The following is a 20182-nucleotide window of genomic DNA, read 5'->3' as shown; positions in this document are numbered from 1 at the left end:
TTATATAGAAATAATACTTATAAGGAATGTACGTTTTTGTGTAGAAACGTACATTGGGTTAGCTTGGGGCGGTATCCGGTTGGAATACAATTGGATTCTGAAAACAGGTTCTAAGGGTAATTTTCACCCAGCATTTTCAAAGCCTGTTTTCCCACTGTCCTGTTGCAAATTCAAGCATTGGAGGCTTTTATGAAGGTTGATCCAATTGTTGATCTGAAAAGCATAAAAAGTATAAAAAAGCTTTTAAGTGATAATCCTCGTGACAAATTGCTATTTGTGATGGGTGTAAATTCAGGATTGAGAGTTCAAGACATTTTGGCTTTGAAAATTGATGACGTTCATGACGTTCCGGTTGGTGAGCGCATTTCTTTGCGTGAAAAGAAGACCGGTAAAGAAAATGTCTTCATTTTGAATAAGGAGATTAAAGCTGCGCTGGATGGGTATCTAAGTAGTCACCAGTTTAATGGCTCTGATTACTTGTTCAAAAGCAGGAAGGGGAAGAATTATCCTCTAACAACATTTGCTGTGACAAAGTATGTGAAGCGCTGGACTGAAGCGATACATTTAACTGGCAATTACGGTGCTCACACGCTTCGTAAAACTTGGACATATCATCAACGGAAAACATTTGGTGTTAGCTGGGAGATATTGTCTAAGCGTCTTAATCATAGTAGCCCTTCGATAACAAGAAGATACTTGGGCATTCAAGAAGAAGAGGTTGAAGAAATTCTGTTAAATACTATTTGATGTGTATTGCTTCAGCCTGCCTTGGGGTTCTTTCAAATCATTGTCTTATTCAATATTCAAGCTTATGCGAGGAATCTTATGGGTGTCTATCAAAGAGATGGACGGTGGATGGTCTATTACACTGATGTAAATGGATCGCGTCGAGATAAATCTTTTGGTCGCGGCGATAATGCTTATGCTGAAGCCTTGGCATTTGATCAAGAAAAGAAAAGTGCTAGCAAACAGAGTAGGGGAGAAGTCTCCTCCTCTGTTTCAATCGAGTCAGAGCAACCTGTCCAGAGTGAAGATGTACCGGTTAATACTTCGCCTTTTGAAATAATCTTCAAGGATCTTGCAGATAAATACATAGAGCACCTTGAAGTTTCTGGTCGGACAGAGACCAATACAAAGAAGTTGAAAAAGATGATAGAGAACCAGTTCAATCCACTCATCGGCGACAAAGTCGTTAATGAGATGACTTATGTTGATGACATGGTTCCATTCATCAAGATTTTTCAAAATACTCCAGGGAAGAGCGGAAAACCTCGGTCTCAATTGACAGTCAACCGTTATGGTGACTATGTCAATGCAATATTCAATTTCGGGGTTGCAATGGGGCTCACTAAAGTGAATCCTATGCGCGGAAGACGGAAGTCAAAAGAGAAGCCTCGAGAGATTCAGCTTACAGTTGAAGATATCAAGCGAATTATGGAGTGTGCAGAGTCTCATATTCGTTGGGCAATGGAAGTTTGCTTCAACCTTGGGACCCGTCCTGGTGAATCAGAATTGCTTGCACTTAAATGGGAGCATATCGATTTTGAAAAAAGTGTTGCGCGTATATATGCTAGTAAAACAAAGACGTATCGGATTGTTCCGATTTCGGCTAAGTTGCTCGAAAAAATGCGGTCAAGGATGGCTGAATCTACCTCGGGATATGTGGTTGATTATCGTGGTGAGCGTATTGGCATGATCCGCAAAGGATTTAGAGGGGCATGTCAGCGGGCAAATATTAACTATCCTGTCCGTATGTACGATCTTAGACATCTCTTTGCAACAACGATGTTGAGTAAAGGAGCTGATCTGGCGGCTGTTTCAAAATTATTGGGGCATTCAATGATCTCGACAACAACAAGTCATTATTATCACTGCCTTGAGGGTGAAAAAGAAAGAGCGGTCAGTCTGCTTCCTGAATTGGTTTGATAAAAAGGGGGGCATCTTTGTAGGAAGATGCCCCTAATTGATGTCGTTGATAGATTCGCTGATTATTTGAATTAAAAATTGTCAATTTTATATTTCAAAACTTACTTAAGAGGGATTTGTTATGTATGTAAAGAATAAGTGCGCTAGTTGTGGAGCTACTTTTGTTGGTGGGCATCACTATCGTTATTGCAAGAGTTGTTATTTAGGCGATAAAAAATTTATTGAATCAATTTTTGAAGAGATTGATCGTAAGCGTGATGTTCCTGTAGAAAATACAGTTGTTGCTGAAAAAAAATGCAAAGAAAATGAACCTGTGTTAAATTGTGAAGCTAGTAATCTCATTGAAAACGAGACCAGTAGGAGTGAATCTTCAGAAGTAATTAATCGTGGTGCTGGTTCGTCTGTTCGTGTGAGACAAAATATCAATGATATTGTAGCGGCGTATATGAAGAAATCTTATCTCGTTCATTCTAAGTGATAGTTGATTCTTCAGAATGTATTTGTTCAGTTGTGTCAATGGTTATTTTGGTTAGTTTGGTTGTTTCAGTAGATTGAGCATTGATTTACATGGAGGCGGGCATTGATTTCTAATGCCTGCCTCGTTTTTTACTTTAAAATTTGTTTGTCGTCCATTCATAAGAACTGATTTACAATCTCGAAACTTGATGGTGGCGGATGTTTGTGATAAATTCTAGTCATGTTTGCCACAACATGCCAAAAAATAACCAAAAACACCGCCAAAAATGCGTATTGTTTTGCCAAAAGAGCTGTTGGCTATTAGCCAAAAAATAGCGCCAAAAATCTAAATTAATCTAATTAATTCAACAAGATGAGCCAAAGGTTGTGTCTTCGTAATCAGCAGGTCTGGAGTTCGAGTCTCCATGCTGGCTCCAGTATTTCAAGGGGTTAGGACCGATGGTCCTGGCCCCTTTTTCTATGTTCAGCGGGTCGTGCCTGTTGGCATCGTTGGCGGACCCGATTTATCCGCAATTCCAAATCCCCCTGTCATCCGGCCCCCCCCCTCACCCGTTTTGTCTCCCCGTTATTTTTCGACCGAGGGGCAGCTATGTTTTTATTTGTATTTTCAGTATGTTGAAAAATTTTGAACGAATTTGAACGCAAAACTTCCGTGGATCATCTGTAATTTCAGCAAGATGCGTCGTATTCATCGAATTTTGATACATTGGGATGCCGGGGCTGGCGGGGCTGATACGTCGAAAATGAACCTGAAAATGAGGGTGTAGTGAGGCACCATGCCGTGCGCAGACGTCTGCGCGTTGGGGGAAGGGATTCATCGGGAATGACATTACCCTGTGTTGTCCGCTATGCGCACCGGTTCATTTTGCGTTAGGGATGCGGCTGCGAATTCTTCGTTGCGTTTTCTATGAGCACAAGGCAAATCAGTGAGGGCATTTTGCCCGTGTAAGTAGAACTCATTGAAGGCCCTAATAGTGTTCATATTTCTCTATTTTTTCAGTATGGTTATTTGTGTTTGCTTGGCACCAGCGAGTGTCTGGTCTCAGGATCCTGGGGTAAACGCTTTTAATCCCGAAGTACGGATGGTTACGCTCGAAGACGGGGGGCGTATTATTCTTTGCGGAGACAATGGAGAGAGGATTGGAGTGATTGATTTGAAAGAAAAAGATACTAAAGATTCAATTTCAAAGGATATTGCTCAATTTCTTGGTGACTAGAAAGAATTGTCGGTCAGTAGGCGACTTAAATCATCAAGACTTGCATTGTCGTGTTTTTGGTGTGCTGGTAGATTTTTATTTTTTTTTGGTTTAGCAGCGTGTATTTGCATCTTTTTGTTGTCTATAGGAATATTCGAAGATGAAGAAGTTATTTAAAAGTTCATCGCAAAATAATGCCAGTTTTTATCTGTTTGGTATTGTTTTGGTTTCAGTTGTTGCTGTTTTTGCGGTGTTTTCAGAGTTAAATGACAGTTTGATTGGTAAGTTTCTGGGTAGTAGTAAGACTAAGACTGTATTAGATGATGGGATAAGAATTGAGACAATAGTTGTCGGTGCTTGCAGTGTCGGATTGCCTGAACGAAAAGGGGCGTTGGATGTTTCCTTGGTAATGGATGTCGCTCAATGTCAGGAAACAACTTTAGCTCGTATACAGTTGACTAATTTAACCGGTAAGGTTCATAAGAACATCGAAATATCGTGTGTGGAGATAGCTGCCGATGGCGGTATGATTAATAGGTCGTTCTTGACTGTTCCAAATGAGATTAAATCTCGAGAAACCATTGTCCTAGATGACCTTGTCTTGAAGTCTATTGATGAAAGAACTGCTAGGATTGAGTGCGCTGTTTTAGGTTCAGACCGTATTTAAACGTGAGATAGTATTCGATTTATCCGCCCTCTTTTTTGCCTGCTTTTCCTTTTCAGTGGCCACGGCGGCGCAGAATGTTCCACCATACTCATTAATTTCAGTGTGTTGACACGATTTGAAAGATTTTGAGCGCAAGCTATGTGTTAATCATAAATTATTCCGGGCTGATGTGTCGAATTCTCCGAATTTTGATACTTTGGATTGCCGGGGCTGGCGGGCTAATAAGTCGAAAATTAACCGTAAAATGAGGGTGTAGTGAGGCACCGTGTGGTGCGCAGATGTCTGCGCGTTGGGGGAAGGGATTCATCGGTGATTCATTTTCGTACTGTTCCCGTCGTGCTGACCGAGTTAAGAGAGGGACGGAAAATTGCTTGATCATGGGAATAATTATGATACACATACTCAGTCGTTAGTGTAGAGGTTAAGTTGAGTTGTTTTTTTCGAGTCTTTTTTGGATACCATTTAGAAACAAAAATATAGAAGTAACATGCTGTTTGTAAATAATAACTCTTCACGAAAAGGGTGAATCGAGTGAGTCATCACGCAATTAGCAACCCATTAAGTCCAGGAATTTCGCCAAAGGCTGTCCTCGCGTTAAAGCGCTGTATAGTTTCAAAATTCGATTCCGAAAATTGGGATGAGGTAACATATCTTATAAATGACAGAGACATTATAAATTCTCATCCAAAACTTCTTAGGAGTCTTAGTTTTGGAGATGACGACTATTCTGGTTGTGTTTTAGGAGTGCTTAGACAATTAATCGATCTTGACAAAAAGAACTTCGATATTCTCGCAGATTATTGCAATCTAAAAGACTGGCTTCAGAATAATGATCCGCAATTGTTTGAAGAGTTATTTGGGCACATCCATCCTAGCCTTTCTGCTGCAGAGAAGGTTGCCCTAGACAATTCATTCAATTTGTCGAAACATATTCAAAGAATTCGCGAATCAATCGAAACGGATCCAGAACTTGCAGTTGGTTCAACAAAAGAAATGCTTGAAAGTGTCATGAAGACAGTTTTGATGAGTTTTGGCGATGGTGATTGCAAAGAAGACCTTCCAAAATTGCTTAAAAAAGTACAGAAGAATTTAAAACTTGATCCATCGGAAATACATGAATCTGTCAAAGGTGCAGAGATTGTTCGTCGCATCTTAAGCAACCTTGGGCAAGTAGTCACAGGCATATACGAACTGCGCAATATTTATGGAACTGGTCATGGAAAAATCCGAAACTCTGGGATTTCACCTCGGCACGCGAGATTAGTCGTTGGAGTCGGTGCAGCACTTGCAAGTTTTCTTATAGAAACAAATGAAATACGAACTGCACCTCCTGAAAAGAATTAATTATATATAACGAACAATGGACAAGCTTTTTTAGACAACGCTTGTTAATTCTTCAATAGTTTTTTTAAGTAAACATATTTCGAGATCTTGTTCGCTTGCCGTATGAAATTGAAAGTAAGATGAGGTGTGTGCTATGGATAGAAATTATATATTGAATTTACAATTCACGACCAATGAGCAGACAAAAATTGTATGTCCTCGATGTGGAGTAGGGAAACTTGCATGTGTCCCTAAATCAATTTTTATGAAAGCAAGCGCAGAAATAGACTATGTTGACCCTGAATCCTGTGATTTTGTTGTGTCTGGAATTCTCGCATGTACATTCGAAGAATGTAGGTACCCAATATCTTTTGCTGGAATTGCTTCAACTGAACCTGCTTACGATCAATCGCCGAGCGGGTGGTCTTATCACGACACTTTGACTCCAAAATTTTTCTTTCCACCTTTGCCAATATTTCAAATTCCTAAAAATACTCCTTCGACGATAGCAGAGGAATTAAACCTGTCTTTCTCTAGTTTCTTTAACGACACTTTGTCGGCTGGCGCACATGCTCGAAATGCTGTAGAAAGATTTCTTGACGAAAATGGTGTCTCGGGAGAAATTAATGCTAAAAACGGCAACAAAACAAAGTTAAAACTTCACAGAAGAATAGAAATTTTTAAAGCTTCTGAAGAATCATTGGCCATGCGACTTATGGCAGTTAAATGGCTTGGGAATGAGGCCGCGCATGGCGGGGTGTTGTTGAAAAAAGATATTCTTGATGTCTATGAAGTCCTTTCATTTGTCATTGATGATATTTACGTCCATCGTTCAAGAGCTGTGCGAACTGGAGAAATAAGTAAGGCAATAGAATGTAAATCCAAGTAAGTATATGACTGCTAATAATCATCCAAGGAAACAATGAAATTCATCTGCTTTCACAACTTTTAAGAACTCTTCAATCGTCTTCACTTTCGGGCATGGATCATACTTGGTCCATTTGCCTGTCCCGCGCATCCAGTAGACTTTCCAGATCTTGGAAGTCTTCACATAGGCCGCTTTGGCAAACCTGCTTTCGATTTTCCGGCTGGCGTCCATGAAATAGGGACGGATTTCGAATAGCTCCATGGTTTGTTGTTCAGGGTCTATCCTGAAGCCCCACTGAAGCTGATCACGAACATGGGCCGGTGGCCCCTGCTCGTCGCAGAATTTCTTCAGGATGCTTTCTAGCCGGTGCTGTTCGAATTCGCTGATGGCCATTTGATCCTCTATGGTGGTCTGCTCCCCGTCTGCGGTGATCACCCTAGCCGTCATGGGGCTTGATCAGCAAGCTATCTAGGGCGTAGATGTTACCCAATAATTTTGAACAGTTGGATTCACGGCCTACGGTCTTTTCCTGGGGCTTTCCCCATGCGGGCTAGAATGCCCTGGCCCCTCCCCCCCCCCCCAAAAAAACGCAAGGGTGGGCCGCCTAGGCCCAATGTCCGATTCGGCCGGCGGCGCTGGGTGGGCCGCTAGTGGAAACGTCCTTTGATAGCTTGCTGTCTCTTTTCCTCCATTAGCAAGGACGATAACTCCTTTGGTTGGCGAAAATATTATCTTAATAGCAGGCAAGGCATTAAAATATTAGTATATATTTTAAAAGCGCTATGACCTAATCTGTCAAAACCACGTCGTAAGGTCCTCTCAGCCAGCACACCTGACCAATCGGGTGAGGCAAGGAGGACGTGATGAACGATGATACTTTTCTTAAAGTCTATCTTTCAAGTGAACAATTGGCTCGGGTAAAAAATCTTTTGCATTACCCCCAGATTTTCGGCAAAATTGATGAAAGCTTAAGGGCTTTAAATTTGGCTTATATCCATGCCGGGCAAACCTATGCCACGAAGTTTGCGAGAATGTTATTTGATCCATCTTTTAGTCGTGTCGTTTCATTAGTCGCTGCTTCAGGTCAGATAAACAAAGGAATTAGATCGGAACCTTCTGATTACATGGCAGCGTCAAAGTTTAAAAAGAAGCGCTTGTTCGCCGCAGTTAATTTAGTTAGGGAGCAATTGAAATGACAATTAACCGTGGTCAAAACGTTATTCGTATAATAGAGACTTTTGATTTGTTAGCTAGGCCGCAAGGGGCTACCTATAGTGAAATTGCTGAAATATTAGACGTTCATGAACGTACCGCCCGAAGGAACGTTGACATCTTAATGCAGTTTGGAATTGAGGTTGTAGAAATAGATAGAGAAGAAAAAGTTTCTTACAAGGTAAGCCATGATTACGTTAAAAGAGTTGGAAGTGCTAAGTTTCCATGTATATTTTTCTCTTTGCCAGAGATTATTGCACTTTATTTGATGAAAACTAACTTTGCGATTTTAAACGGGACACAGGTAGAAGGGCACATCAATAACGCATTTGAAAAGATTGCATCAATGACTACGCTCAAGGTTTCTGAATTGGTAGATTCTATTGAAAAAATGTATATTAAAAACCGCGATTTTGATAAAAATTATGCTGAAAAAGAAAAAATAATTGATGTTCTTAATCAAGCGATTATTACAAAAATGCAATGCAAAATATCTTATCACTCCTTTTCAAAAGACAATACTGCTGAGTACGATATAAGTCCTCTTTGTTTTTTTTACAAGAACGGAGGGTTGTATCTATTTGTTAGATTTAACAATCACAAAGACGTTCGGACAATCGCAGTTGAGCGGATTGAAAAAATAACATTGCTTAACAAAGATTACAAATACCCGCGTGGATTCAATCCTGAAAAATTATTAAATAATTCTTTTGGATTTATATTTGATGATCCAATTTCTGTGAAAATATGGTTTTCATCTAGTCAAGCTAAATACATAGACGAAAGAGCTTGGTCTCCTAGTCAAATTAAAACTAGTTGTCCTGACGGGTCAATCATTTTAGAACTCAACACATCGGGTTGGTTTGACGTAAAAAGATGGATATTAAGTTTCGGCGCAGACGCTAAGCTCCTAGAACCAATAGAGCTAGCTGAAGAATTGAAATATGATCTTCAAAGAGCATTGAGCGCCTACTAGTCTCTTTGTGGCCAGCAACCTTAGAACGTCATTTGCGCAGTTCAAAGCATAATTATAATTCAAGAGGAGATTTGTAATGAATGTTGCAGATAAATTAGCAAAAGAATTAATAGAACAAATCAATGAACTCCCCGTTGCTGAACTGGGAGAAATTATTGTTTTAGATAGGATTGATAGTGATTGTTTAGACGAAATATTAAATCAACCGATTGATGTTTTTGAAGGTCAATCACAGGTGGATGGTGGTTTGTCCGAAGTCGTTCTCCTCGGGTCATATAATCCAATGCATAGTCCTGGTATCATTACTTTATATCGGGATAGTATTAGTAAGTTTTTCTGGTCATTGGTTGCTAGGTGTCGAAAAAAACAGACATTGTACTTGACAAAGGAAGATTTATGCTGCTTGGCCAGACTTGTTTGCTATAAGACCTATTATCACGAGTTGTTTCACTTTAATTGTGACATTCAGCGATACTTATTTGGATCAAAGCGCGAACCGCTTTTGGAAGAAGCGCTTGCTGTAGCTTATTCAAGGCTGCGTATAGTCAAAGATCGGTCGGATGGAAGGAATCCACTAAGCCGAATAAACGGCGTTTTGTATAATATCACTTTAACTGAAGCTTATAAATATTCTTCTCCAGGCTATAGAGATTGGCCAGCTTATTCAGGGGAAACTTTTTTTAAGCTTGGATTCCTGGATTACATACAGCCTCCACACTTCTCCTTCTTGAGATCCAATGGAATTGAGGTCGAACATCTGCTGCAACAAATCTTTGTCTTTAACACTGGGTTTGTTGAGAGAATTATTTAAACAATTTAAAGTCGCGCTTTAACGACCCAACGATAATGACCGAGATGAATCGAAGATTCAATACGGTGCAAAGCAATGCAGAGATCGATATCCTGATTTGGCAAAAACATGCAGCATCTTGGATAATCGTTGCCATTGTTGTCGTTTGTAGTTTTTTAACTAACGACCGCCGCTTCAAAGGTGCCATGGTTATTGAGTTAAAGTCTAGCCCCGTCATTTGGTCATAGGGCGCGAATAAACTATTGTACAGACGAACGTTGTTTTTTGTAACTAATTAATGTAAGGCAAGCTGTATGCATACTTTTCTTCTTTTAACTTTGATGTGCTTACTAATTACTGTTGATGCCTTGGCAGAATCGAGTCGGGTTGCGTCAATTAATAGTGAGATTGCCCAGAAAGCTAAAAGTTCTTGGAAAGCTGGAGATAACAAGTTTACAGGTATGTCCATTGAGGATTTAAAAAAGTGGGCGACCGCTGCCGAGGAGGAGTCTGTTATTCAACCTCAACTCAGCGCAAGGCATAGCTTGCCTGATGATGTTGCCTTAGAGGCACCTTCAAGGTTCACTTGGACAGATGTTGATGGAGTAAATTATGTTACGAGTATAAAAGATCAAGGTTCGTGTGGTTCTTGCTGGGCGTTTGCAGTGACTGCTCAACTTGAAACGCTACTGAGGATATATAACAAGAGATTTGATGAAGCGTCGGCGATGGATTTGTCTGAGCAAGGATTGTTGTCATGTAACAATGTTAGTGCCGGAACATGTGTAAGTGGATATACTTCTCGTGCGATTAATTTTTACAGAGATGTTGGCGCTATCGAAGAAGTCTACGCCCCCTACGTAGAATCTAAACTCGACTGCTCGCTTGCTCTGCAAGGTACTGATTCATATGGGTCTCCTAAGAAATTCAAGCTTAAAGATGGGGTGCTTCAAGTGCCCTGGGAGTATGTAGGGGATCAAGCTACCTATACCGTCGCTCTTGTGAAGAAGTATCTAAGGGACTATGGACCGCTCGTTGTCAACATGCGAACTTACTATGATTTTTATTTCTACGAGTCTGGTGTTTATCACCGTACTAGTGCTGAATATGTAGGGAGTCATGCCATTCTCGTTGTCGGCTATGACGACGATGAGAGGTGTTTCTTAGTTAAGAATAGCTGGGGAGGTGACTGGGGTGAGAAAGGGTTTTTTCGAATTTCCTATGATGATCACGTGAGTGTTGACTCAACAGGTACAAAATTCGGTGGGTATGCATACTACAACACAGGTGTTTATGGAGACCTGCCTTCGGTAGTTAATCCAACAATATCAAATAATTATATTTCTCCAGTGCTCAGGCTGTTGCTGGACTGACTTGACTGTACCCCAAGCATGTGACAAAAATTGGATATAGATCCCGAACGAGGAATAGCCATGGAAAGTAATATTGCAAGCTTCTTTGATGAGATGTCATTTCGTTTAGAAATAATTAAAGACGCAAATTCCAAGTTAAATAAATTTCTGGCACCAGAATTCAATTTTTTAAAATTAATGTATATTGATGAAAATAAAATGTCTGACCTCATTGCCTTTTTGTTAAACCCTTCTGGAAGTCATGGTCAAGAATCAATTTTTCTTATTAAGTTTTTAGAAAGACTTTTGGAACAGTCTAGAATATCTTTAGATACTTCTGGTGTAAAAGTTTCACGAGAGTCTCATACTTATACAATATTTCAAAATCATAGGCGGATTGATATTTTGGTTGAACTCGGGTCTGTGCTGATAGCCATTGAAAACAAATTATGGTCAGGGGAGCAAGACAACCAACTGGCAGATTATTCAGACCATCTCTCAAAACTGTGTGATAATAGCTATATAGTTTTTTTGACTCCATCAGGTCATAATCCTAAAACAATAAACACAGACCAAGCTCCGTCTGGCGTCACCTTGGTTGTTTGGTCTTACTTCGAGGTCGCGACATGGCTAGATGAATGCAAAGCTGTTTGCAATTCGACTAGGGTGTGCTTCTTTTTAGATGAGTTTAAGAATTACATCCTTGAAAATATAGTTCAAGGATGAGGAGGTTTGTAATGTTAGCACCAGAGAAAGACGCAGTAGTTAGTTATGCCCTCGCTAGCAAGAAAAACTTAGAAATTGCTTTGAATGTGATTGAATCTAGGAATCAAATTTTAGTTTCAATTTATAATTCATTTGGTCAAAAATTGAAGAGCGCTTTTTTCAATAGTCTCGAAGATAGCTCGATGTGGACATATAAAAATACTTATGCAGATGAAGGTATTGTGTCATATGCCGGAATTGCTTTTCAGAAACAAGCTTGGGCTAATAAAGATATATGGCTAAATTTAGAGGCGCAGTCTGGCGGAGTAAGAGATTTTATAATTGGATTAAGTAAAGATAAGGATATAGAGGGAATTGTAAATAATTCTGTGGTTGATGAATTAAATAAAGAATTTGGACCAGGGTCTCAGTCAAAATATTGGGTTTGGTTTCAGAGGGTTAAACAGTTTAGTTTTTGGGATGACAAGAAAGTTCTTTTAGCGCTTAAATATGATGATGAACCAGTTTGTTATTTTTCAGATTTATTTTCGAGGATTAACAAGATTTTGATGCCAGCTATTGATGATTATTGCGCTTGAGGGGTGATAGTTGCCAAAGTTTTTGAATGATATTTTTGTTTGTAGCCTTTTATTCTGTTGGTATAAATATAATAATTACGCCCACGCCTCCCGAGATGGAAGGCGTGGGATTTTTATTATGACTCGGTCGAATTAAAATCCTTTAGCTTTTGACTTAGCTTTCGGATTTTTCTTTCCTTTCCCAAGGTCGACGAAGAAGACTCCAGCTTCTCCTTCAGAGACAAGGTATTTATAGGAGCCATCACGGGGAATGGCAGGAATTTTGTCAAGAGTCGAAAAAGCATAGATCACGTCAACTGAAGTTCCCGTAGCGTACACTTTCAGTTCTTCAACGGGAGCCATGCCCTGTTCTTTTTTGCTGGCGACCTTGAATCCGAGCAAGTTGTTGTCTTTATCGTAACCAATGGCAATAAAAGTTTTTCCAGTCTTCAGCTTCATCAGCGTGGAAGCTGCAGCGGAAAAGCTGACCTGTCCACGGCGCATTGAAATGGAAACAGTAGGTCCTGTGATGGGGCCGATAGCAGGCTTGATCTCATCGGTGAAGAACTCAAATCCCATAACTTTCTACCTCGTGGAATACAATTGGATTTTGAAAACAGGTTCTAAGGGTAATTTTCACCCAGCATTTTCAAAGTCTGTTTTCCCACTGTCCTGTTGCAAATTCAAGCATTGGAGGCTTTTATGAAGGTTGATCCAATTGTTGATTTGAAAAGCATAAAAAGTATAAAAAAGCTTTTGAGTGATAATCCTCGTGACAAATTACTGTTTGTAATGGGTGTAAATTCAGGATTGAGGGTTCAAGACATTTTGGCTTTGAAAATTGATGACGTTCTTGACGTTCCGGTTGGTGAGCGCATTTCTTTGCGTGAAAAGAAGACTGGTAAAGAAAATGTCTTCATTTTGAATAAGGAGATTAAAGCTGCGCTGGATGGGTATCTAAATGGTAACTCATTCAATGGCTCTGATTACTTGTTCAAGAGCAGGAAGGGGAAGAATTATCCTCTGACAACATTTGCTGTGATAAAGTATGTGAAACGCTGGACTGAAGTGATAAATTTAACTGGCAATTACGGTGCTCACACGCTTCGCAAGACTTGGACATATCATCAACGGAAGACATTTGGTGTTAGCTGGGAAATATTGTCTAAGCGTCTTAATCATAGTAGCCCTTCGATAACAAGAAGATACTTGGGCATTCAAGAAGAAGAGGTTGAGGAAATATTGTTGAATACTATTTGATGTGTATTGCTTCGGCCTGTCTTCATGTCATTTTAAATCATTGTCTTATTCAATATTCAAGCTTATGCGAGAAATCTTATGGGTGTCTATCAAAGAGATGGACGATGGATGGTCTATTACACTGATGTAAATGGGGCGCGTCGAGATAAATCTTTTGGTCGCGGCGATAATGCTTATGCTGAAGCTCTGGCATTTGATCAAGAAAAGAAAAGTGCTAGCAAACAGAGTAGGGGAGAAGTCTCCTCCTCTGTTTCAATCGAGTCAGAGCAACCTGTCAAGAGTGAAGAGGTTCTGGTTAATACTTCGCCTTTTGAAATAATCTTCAAGGATCTTGCGGATAAATACATAGAGCACCTTGAAGTCTCTGGTCGGACAGAGACCAATACCAAGAAGTTGAAAAAGATGATAGAGAACCAGTTCAATCCACTCATCGGCGACAAAGTCGTTAATGAGATGACTTATGTTGATGACATGGTTCCATTCATCAAGATTTTTCAAAATACTCCAGGGAAGAGCGGAAAACCTCGGTCTCAATTGACAGTCAATCGTTATGGTGACTATGTCAATGCAATATTCAATTTCGGGGTTGCAATGGGGCTCACTAAAGTGAATCCTATGCGCGGAAGACGTAAGTCAAAAGAGAAGCCTCGAGAGATTCAGCTTACAGTTGAAGATATCAAGCGAATTATGGAGTGTGCAGAGTCTCATATTCGTTGGGCAATGGAAGTTTGCTTCAACCTTGGGACCCGTCCTGGTGAATCAGAATTGCTTGCACTCAAATGGGAGCATATCGATTTTGAAAAAAGTGTTGCGCGTATATATGCTAGTAAAACAAAGACATATCGGATTGTTCCGATTTCGGCTAAGTTGCTCGAAAAAATGCGGTCAAGGATGGCTGAATCTACCTCGGGATATGTGGTTGATTATCGTGGTGAGCGTATTGGCATGATCCGCAAAGGATTTAGAGGGGCATGTCAGCGGGCAAAGATTAACTATCCAGTTCGTATGTACGATCTTAGGCATCTCTTCGCAACAACGATGTTGAGTAAAGGAGCTGATCTGGCGGCTGTTTCAAAATTATTGGGGCATTCAATGATCTCGACAACAACAAGTCATTACTATCACTGCCTTGAAAGTGAAAAAGAAAGAGCGGTCAGTCTGCTTCCTGAATTGGTTTGATAAAAAGGGGGGCATCTTTGTAGGAAGATGCCCCTAATTGATGTCGTTGATAGATTCGCTGATTGTTTGAATTAAAAATTGTCAATTTTATATTTCGAAACTTACTTAAGAGGGATTTGTTATGTATGTAAAGAATAAGTGCGCTAGTTGTGGAGCTACTTTTGTTGGTGGGTATCACTATCGTTATTGCAAAAGTTGTTATTTAGGCGATAAAAAATTTATTGAATCAATTTTTGAAGATATAGATCGTAAACGTGATGTTCCTGGAGAAAAACCAGTTGTTGATGTAAAAAATTGTAAAGAAAATGTATCTTTGATAAATTATGAAGCTAGTAATCTCATTGAAAACGAGACCGGTAAGAGTGAATCTTCAGAAGTAATTAATCGTGATGCTGGTTCGTCTGTTCGTGTGAGACAAAATATTAATGATATTGTAGCGGCGTATATGAAAAAATCTTATCTCGTTCATTCTAAGTGATAGTTAATTCTTCAGAATGTACTTGTTTAGTTGGGTCAAGAGTTGTTTTGATTAGTTCGGTTGTTTCAGTAGATTGAGTATTGATTTACATGGAGGCGGGCATTGATTTCTAATGCCTGCCTCGTTTTTTACTTTAAAATTTGTTTGTCGTCCATTCATAAGAACTGATTTACAATCTCGAAACTTGATGGTGGCGGATGTTTGTGATAAATTCTCGTCCAGTTTGCCACAACATGCCAAAAAATAACCAAAAACACCGCCAAAAATGCGTATTGTTTTGCCAAAAGAGCTGTTGGCTATTAGCCAAAAAATAGCGCCAAAAATCTAAATTAATCTAATTAATTCAATATGATGAGCCAAAGGTTGTGTCTTCGTAATCAGCAGGTCTGGAGTTCGAGTCTCCATGCTGGCTCCATGATTTCAAGGGGTTAGGACATAAAAGTCCTGGCCCTTTTTTCTATGTTCAGCGTGTCGTGCCTGTTGGCATCGTTGGCGGACCCGATTTATCCGCAATCCCCAATCCCCCTGTCATCTGGTCCCCTCTCCACCTGTTTTGTCTCCCAGGATTTTCCCGGCCCGGCGTCGCTTTCTGTATTTTATGTGTTATTTCAGTGTATTGAACGAATTTTAACGAATTTGAACGCAGATTCCGCGATGATCGTTAGCAATTGCAGCAGGATGCGTTGTGTTCGTCGAAATTTGAAATTTTGGGATGACGAGGCTGGCTGGGCCGCCGAGCCGAAATGAGTCGAAAAATGAGGCGTGGCGAGGCGCTACACAATGCGCAAAGGGCTGCGCTTTGGGGAGGACGTGAAGATGGGTACGGTTGAGCGCTGCAACCGAACGGTGCGCTACGACTGGTTGAGATAGTGCCGTGTGAAGAGCAAATCCGAGTGTCAATATCGTTAAAATTTAACTGTCACGGTAGTCTCATTGAGAATTGACGTGTCAAGCCATATCTTCCAACCGTGGGTTTTGGCAATAAGAGCTGCCGAGTAGGTGCCAATTCCAGTTCCGCTTTTTTTTCCTGCCGTAACATATTTTTCAAAAAATTTATTTCTTATTTCTAGAGGCACAGAACCTTTGTTGATAATGCTGAGTGATTTTTTTGAAAAAGAAAGCTTCAAGAAAATTGTTTCGTTTAATGGGGAAGCTTCCAGTGAATTTAATAATAAATTTGAAATCATATTATAAAAAAAAGTATCCTCGCAGTCTAATAAAAATGAATCTCTATTAGTTAGAATTTTATCTTCCACAAGAATTTTAAAAGATATACTACTGTTTTTGAATTTGCGACTTAACCCTGAAATAACATTTTTGAGGACTGGAATAATGTCAATTTTTGACAGATTTAGCTCATGAGACCCAATCTCCATCCTGTAAATGCTAACGGAATTTTCGATCATTGATAGAAGTTTGTAACCGGAATCCTGGATTGCACACAGTATATCCCTCTCTTTCTGTGTGAGTTCGTGATTTTCCAGCAAGATGTCGGGTAATCCAACGATACCAATAAGGGAAGACCGTAAATCATGCCTCATTATTTTATCAACATCGTCTCTTATGGCTTCCATCTTTTTTCTTTCAGAAATATCATTGATGGTACCCATGACCCTCAATGGTTTTCCTGTGTGTCATATTGGATTACTTTTCCGCGGCTAAGTATCCATTTATAAGATCCATTTTTACAACGCAAACGATATTCTTTTTCATACAAAGAAGTTTCGCCACGCAAATGACAGTAAAGAGCTTCTAAACAATCTTCTAGATCGTCTGGATGGACGCTTTGCTTCCACCCAGTAGGGGTATTTCTTGATTCATTTTCTTAATAGCCAAGCATTAGATTGCATCCGTGAGAAAAAAATAGGGTATTTTTTGCAATATCCCAATCCCAAATTCCATCGCCGCTTCCTTCTAGAGCGAATTTCCAGCGTAATTCGCTTTCTTTTAACTCTTCTTCGATTGTTTTGCGTTCTGTAATGTCTCTGCCGACAGATTGAATTTCAACGATATTGGAATTCTTGTCAAAAATTGCCCGATTAACAAATTGCATCCACCGAATTTCATTTAGCGCATTAAATACACGAATCTCAATTGTCACAACGGGACTGTCAGGTGAAAAAGTATTAAGAATATTCTGAACCATGTGAATGTCATCGGGAGCAACGGCTGGAGCCCAGTTAGATCCAACAATATCTCCTGCGGTTATCCCAAAAAATCGGCAGTAAATCTCATTGACAAATAAAATAATTCCTTCAGGGGTAGTCCTGCTGATAAGTTCAGTTTGATCTTCTACTACGGAACGATACCGTTCTTCGCTCAAGCGAAGTGCTTCCTCAGCCCCTTTCCGTTGAGCAACAACCCAAACACCTTTTGCAAATAAATCAAGTTGCTGGATGTCAAATTCGGTATAGTCACTTTCTTTATTGCCAACGCCAACAACGGCAACAATCGATTCTCCTTTCCATACAGGTATCGATAAAAAATTGTGGATATCAACATGGCCATCTTGATATCCTTTCTTGAAACGATTTGGGCAAGAAAAATTATTGACAACAATTTCCTTGCGCTGACGAACAACCTCCCCCCATAATCCTGTGTCTTTTAGCAAAAATCTATTAGGTTTGTCAGCGACCTTGCAATGACTCGTTGCGTTTTTTGACCATGAATATAGTGTGAATACTTCTGTGGTCTCGTCATAAAAGTAAATGTAACCGAGAGTGCTTTCGGTTAAAACTAAAGCCTGTTCTAGAGCGAAATCAAAAAGCTCTTGAAGCGAATCAATTTCTAGCTCATATAGTTTTACTAGAGATTCATAGCGTGATGAACAGCGAGTCCATTGGGAACAACGAATAGTATGCGCTTTTGATTCAAGCTCCGCGATGCGTCGACGCGCAGCATCTAATTCAGTGACTAGCTCTTCCTTTGTCTTCTCGGTAACCAACTATAACTCCTCGTCTGTACGAGTTTTTATTGATTTTTTTTGGACCATACCAAATTCAAACGCAGGAGCAAATGGGATTCCTCCCCTATGTCCATCTGGAGCTGACTAGTGATCCGCAGGTCTGGAGTTCGAGTCTCCGTACTTACTCAGAGAAAATCGAGTTATTAGGATTTAAAACTCCTGCCCCCTTTTTCTATGTTCAGGGGGTCGTGCCTGTTGGCATCGTTGGCGGACCCGATTTATCCGCAATCCTCCTCCTGCCGGCTTTTCCTTTTCAGTGGTCCCGGCGGCACAGAATTTTCACCATCTTAAGTAATTTCAGTGAGTTGATACGATTTGACAGGATTTGAACGCAAGTTGCGTGTTAATCGTCAGTTATTCCCAGCTGATGCGTCGAATTCTCCGAATTTTGATACGTTGGGATGCCGGGGCTGGCGAGCTGATCAGACGAAAATGAACCGGATAATGAGTGTGTAGTGAGGCACCATGCCGTGCGCAGACGTCTGCGCGTTGGGGGAGGGGATTCATCGGGAATGACATTACCCTGTGTTGTCCGCTATGCGCACCGATTCACTTTGCGTTAGGAATGTGGCTGCGAATTCTTCGTTGCGTTTTCTATGAGCACAAGACGGAGAGGGCTGTGCGTATGGTTGCGGGACTTAGGGGTTGCATTTATCGCAAAAAATCAGAAATGTTTATGCGGCAATTCTCTGGGCTCAAACATTCCGAAATATCCAATTTATCTGCCCCTTCGGTCCTCTCGTTGACTAGGTCGAGATCGATGACCTTTTGATAATGGTTATTTTTGTCCATGACAATTCTGATTTTAGGCCGCAAAAGGTTAGCACTGTTTTGCTCTGTTACAATTGCTTTTTCTCCGCTACTTAGCAGGACAATAGATCCGACAGGGTAAATTCCGAGAAATTTTATGAACTTATCAACAAGAGCGGGGTAGAATGAGGTTCCTTTGAGGTTGAATATTATGCCAAGAGCTTTGTGAAGATCAATTTTCCTTTTATATGATCGGTTACTCGTGAGAGCGTCGAATACGTCTATTATGCTTATGAGTGATGCGTATGTTGATATCTTTTTGTAGCTAATGCTTTGTGGGTAGCCTCCTCCTGAATGCTTTTCGTGATGTTCATGGGCAGCTTTGCACACTTCAGTCGCAGCATTTTTGTCTTTTTGTAAAATATTAAATCCAAGAGTTGGATGTTTTTTTATTTCCTCAAATTCTTTGGCGGTAAGTTTGTCTGGTTTGTTTAGTATATCTTCGTTGATGTATAACTTCCCAATATCGTGAAATAAGCCTGATAACCCAATGATTTTGATATTATCTTCGCCAAGGCCAATAGCTGATGCAAACGCAATAGAAAAGATAGAGACATTTAAGTTGTGAGTGTACGTATACGTATCATGTTTTTTTAGCTTTGAAATAAATAGAAGCGAGTCAATGTTGTTGTTGATATGTGAAAATATGTCATTAATGCATTCTTCACTTTTACTGAAGTCTATTTTCTTTTTGAATTTTAATGAGTCTACAAGGTCTTTTACATAGTCCAATGAGTTTTTGTAGACAAGTTCAGCCTCCTCTATGTGTGCCCCCATCGAGTCAAAGCTTCTGCCTCCAGACTCTATCTTGTGCTTGGAGACGGAGAGGGTCTCATATTCTTCAATGATTGGAACCTTTTCGCTTGGATTGCTCTTGAAATAACTTCCTTTGTTTGAGTCTATGAAGACGTCTAGATAGCCAGCGGAGATGATATCCTGTATCTGGCTTGTGTTTTCAATTTCACCTTCTTTTGAATAGATATGTGGGTTGTCGTTTTTGGACAACCCTGATTCTATTACGTACATCCCTGGCTTAAGGTTTGTTGTATAAATTTTTTTAATCATGGTATAGCTCTTTGTATATTGTATAGTTGTGCAATGTTCTTGTTGTTGTGTTAAATTTTTTCATGTTTTCTGCATTGGCAATTTCGTTTCTAGAATTGAATTAATTCAAAATGATAAATGTTTGTATTTGTAATTAGTGGTAGAGCGAATAGAAGTTGATTTGCCTGTTCTAGTTTTCTTTTCATGAAAATTCAAAAGATAGTCAAGAGTAAATTCAAGTGTCTGCTATACGTGCTAGAAATACTTCGCGTTGAGAACAAGCTCTCGGCTGTGCAATCAGTTACGGCGGGCACTAAATAATTCTCCAAGAGTGAGTGCGGCAACTATTTTGGTGAAAAATCCGCAATTATAGCTA

21 protein-coding genes and 1 pseudogene are annotated in these 20182 nt (G+C 40.0%); 16 read left to right on the top strand and 6 right to left on the bottom strand.

What is annotated here, in order from left to right; all coding sequences use genetic code 11:
* The first annotated feature begins 189 nt into the window (after positions 1-189).
* From DMR_RS23635 to DMR_RS23610, 7 genes are all read left to right on the top strand, one after another.
* On the top strand, positions 190-747 hold the full coding sequence (locus tag DMR_RS23635) for a tyrosine-type recombinase/integrase (RefSeq protein ID WP_015861856.1): 558 nt from the start codon (positions 190-192) through the stop codon (positions 745-747).
* Between the two features lie 78 nt (positions 748-825).
* Positions 826-1926, top strand: a complete 1101-nt coding sequence (locus DMR_RS23630) for a tyrosine-type recombinase/integrase (protein WP_015861855.1) — start codon at positions 826-828, stop codon at positions 1924-1926.
* 121 nt (positions 1927-2047) lie between these two features.
* Entirely contained in the window at positions 2048-2404 is a 357-nt protein-coding gene (locus tag DMR_RS23625) for a hypothetical protein (RefSeq protein WP_015861854.1), read from the top strand.
* 1081 nt (positions 2405-3485) lie between these two features.
* Positions 3486-3620, top strand: coding sequence for a hypothetical protein (locus DMR_RS25625; RefSeq protein WP_268741118.1), 135 nt, complete (start codon positions 3486-3488; stop codon positions 3618-3620).
* A gap of 139 nt (positions 3621-3759) precedes the next feature.
* The gene (locus DMR_RS23620) at positions 3760-4266 is read left to right on the top strand and encodes a hypothetical protein (RefSeq protein ID WP_015861851.1); all 507 of its coding nucleotides are present in this window, start codon (positions 3760-3762) and stop codon (positions 4264-4266) included.
* A gap of 531 nt (positions 4267-4797) precedes the next feature.
* Positions 4798-5610, top strand: coding sequence for an abortive infection family protein (locus DMR_RS24570; RefSeq protein ID WP_015861849.1), 813 nt, complete (start codon positions 4798-4800; stop codon positions 5608-5610).
* Positions 5611-5743: 133 nt separating this feature from the next.
* Complete coding sequence (locus DMR_RS23610) at positions 5744-6478, top strand: DUF4145 domain-containing protein (RefSeq protein WP_015861848.1); 735 nt, start codon at positions 5744-5746, stop codon at positions 6476-6478.
* An 18-nt stretch (positions 6479-6496) separates the two neighbouring features.
* On the opposite strand, the gene DMR_RS15290 is transcribed toward DMR_RS23610, so the two are convergent.
* Positions 6497-6850, bottom strand: a complete 354-nt coding sequence (locus tag DMR_RS15290) for a DUF3024 domain-containing protein (protein ID WP_015861847.1) — start codon at positions 6848-6850, stop codon at positions 6497-6499.
* A 470-nt stretch (positions 6851-7320) separates the two neighbouring features.
* Between DMR_RS15290 and DMR_RS24565 the strand changes: the two genes are divergently transcribed.
* The 6 genes from DMR_RS24565 to DMR_RS24555 all read left to right on the top strand — a co-directional run bounded on the left by DMR_RS24565 (position 7321) and on the right by DMR_RS24555 (position 12091).
* Positions 7321-7653: a hypothetical protein gene (locus DMR_RS24565; protein ID WP_015861845.1), complete on the top strand. Its 333-nt coding sequence runs from the start codon at positions 7321-7323 to the stop codon at positions 7651-7653.
* On the top strand, positions 7650-8645 hold the full coding sequence (locus DMR_RS23605; RefSeq protein ID WP_015861844.1) for a helix-turn-helix transcriptional regulator: 996 nt from the start codon (positions 7650-7652) through the stop codon (positions 8643-8645). The genes DMR_RS24565 and DMR_RS23605 overlap by 4 nt, the downstream gene beginning before the upstream one ends.
* Before the next feature lie 76 nt (positions 8646-8721).
* A complete protein-coding gene (locus tag DMR_RS24560; protein ID WP_015861843.1) occupies positions 8722-9456 on the top strand; it encodes a hypothetical protein in 735 nt (244 codons plus the stop codon).
* 293 nt (positions 9457-9749) lie between these two features.
* Complete coding sequence (locus DMR_RS23600; protein ID WP_015861841.1) at positions 9750-10808, top strand: C1 family peptidase; 1059 nt, start codon at positions 9750-9752, stop codon at positions 10806-10808.
* A gap of 60 nt (positions 10809-10868) precedes the next feature.
* Complete coding sequence (locus DMR_RS23595; RefSeq protein ID WP_015861840.1) at positions 10869-11513, top strand: PD-(D/E)XK nuclease family protein; 645 nt, start codon at positions 10869-10871, stop codon at positions 11511-11513.
* An 11-nt stretch (positions 11514-11524) separates the two neighbouring features.
* Positions 11525-12091: a hypothetical protein gene (locus DMR_RS24555; RefSeq protein ID WP_015861839.1), complete on the top strand. Its 567-nt coding sequence runs from the start codon at positions 11525-11527 to the stop codon at positions 12089-12091.
* A gap of 132 nt (positions 12092-12223) precedes the next feature.
* On the opposite strand, the gene DMR_RS15285 is transcribed toward DMR_RS24555, so the two are convergent.
* A complete protein-coding gene (locus tag DMR_RS15285; RefSeq protein ID WP_015861838.1) occupies positions 12224-12649 on the bottom strand; it encodes a hypothetical protein in 426 nt (141 codons plus the stop codon).
* Positions 12650-12772: 123 nt separating this feature from the next.
* On the opposite strand from DMR_RS15285, the gene DMR_RS23590 reads away from it, so the two are divergent.
* The 3 genes from DMR_RS23590 (at position 12773) to DMR_RS23580 (ending at position 14987) form a co-directional block, all read left to right on the top strand.
* On the top strand, positions 12773-13330 hold the full coding sequence (locus DMR_RS23590) for a tyrosine-type recombinase/integrase (protein ID WP_015861837.1): 558 nt from the start codon (positions 12773-12775) through the stop codon (positions 13328-13330).
* 78 nt (positions 13331-13408) lie between these two features.
* Positions 13409-14509 (top strand): tyrosine-type recombinase/integrase, encoded by a 1101-nt coding sequence (locus tag DMR_RS23585; protein ID WP_015861836.1) that lies wholly within the window; start codon positions 13409-13411, stop codon positions 14507-14509.
* A gap of 121 nt (positions 14510-14630) precedes the next feature.
* Positions 14631-14987 carry a hypothetical protein gene (locus DMR_RS23580; RefSeq protein WP_015861835.1) on the top strand — a complete coding sequence of 119 codons (357 nt, stop codon included), beginning with the start codon at positions 14631-14633 and terminating at the stop codon, positions 14985-14987.
* Between the two features lie 905 nt (positions 14988-15892).
* On the opposite strand, the gene DMR_RS23575 is transcribed toward DMR_RS23580, so the two are convergent.
* The 4 genes and pseudogenes from DMR_RS23575 to DMR_RS15265 form a co-directional block, all read right to left on the bottom strand.
* Entirely contained in the window at positions 15893-16597 is a 705-nt protein-coding gene (locus tag DMR_RS23575) for a sensor histidine kinase (RefSeq protein WP_148208454.1), read from the bottom strand.
* 5 nt (positions 16598-16602) lie between these two features.
* A pseudogene (locus DMR_RS25790) lies at positions 16603-16794 on the bottom strand (PAS domain-containing protein); the annotation flags it as partial.
* 18 nt (positions 16795-16812) lie between these two features.
* Complete coding sequence (locus tag DMR_RS23565) at positions 16813-17931, bottom strand: GAF domain-containing protein (protein ID WP_015861831.1); 1119 nt, start codon at positions 17929-17931, stop codon at positions 16813-16815.
* A gap of 672 nt (positions 17932-18603) precedes the next feature.
* Positions 18604-19827 carry an HD-GYP domain-containing protein gene (locus DMR_RS15265; RefSeq protein WP_015861830.1) on the bottom strand — a complete coding sequence of 408 codons (1224 nt, stop codon included), beginning with the start codon at positions 19825-19827 and terminating at the stop codon, positions 18604-18606.
* Between the last annotated feature and the right edge of the window lie 355 nt (positions 19828-20182).

Origin of the sequence: Solidesulfovibrio magneticus RS-1 (assembly GCF_000010665.1) — a bacterium.
GTDB lineage: Bacteria > Desulfobacterota > Desulfovibrionia > Desulfovibrionales > Desulfovibrionaceae > Solidesulfovibrio > Solidesulfovibrio magneticus.
The sequence above is the reverse complement of the archived record's forward strand: the minus strand, read 5'-3'. Positions and strand labels throughout refer to the sequence as shown.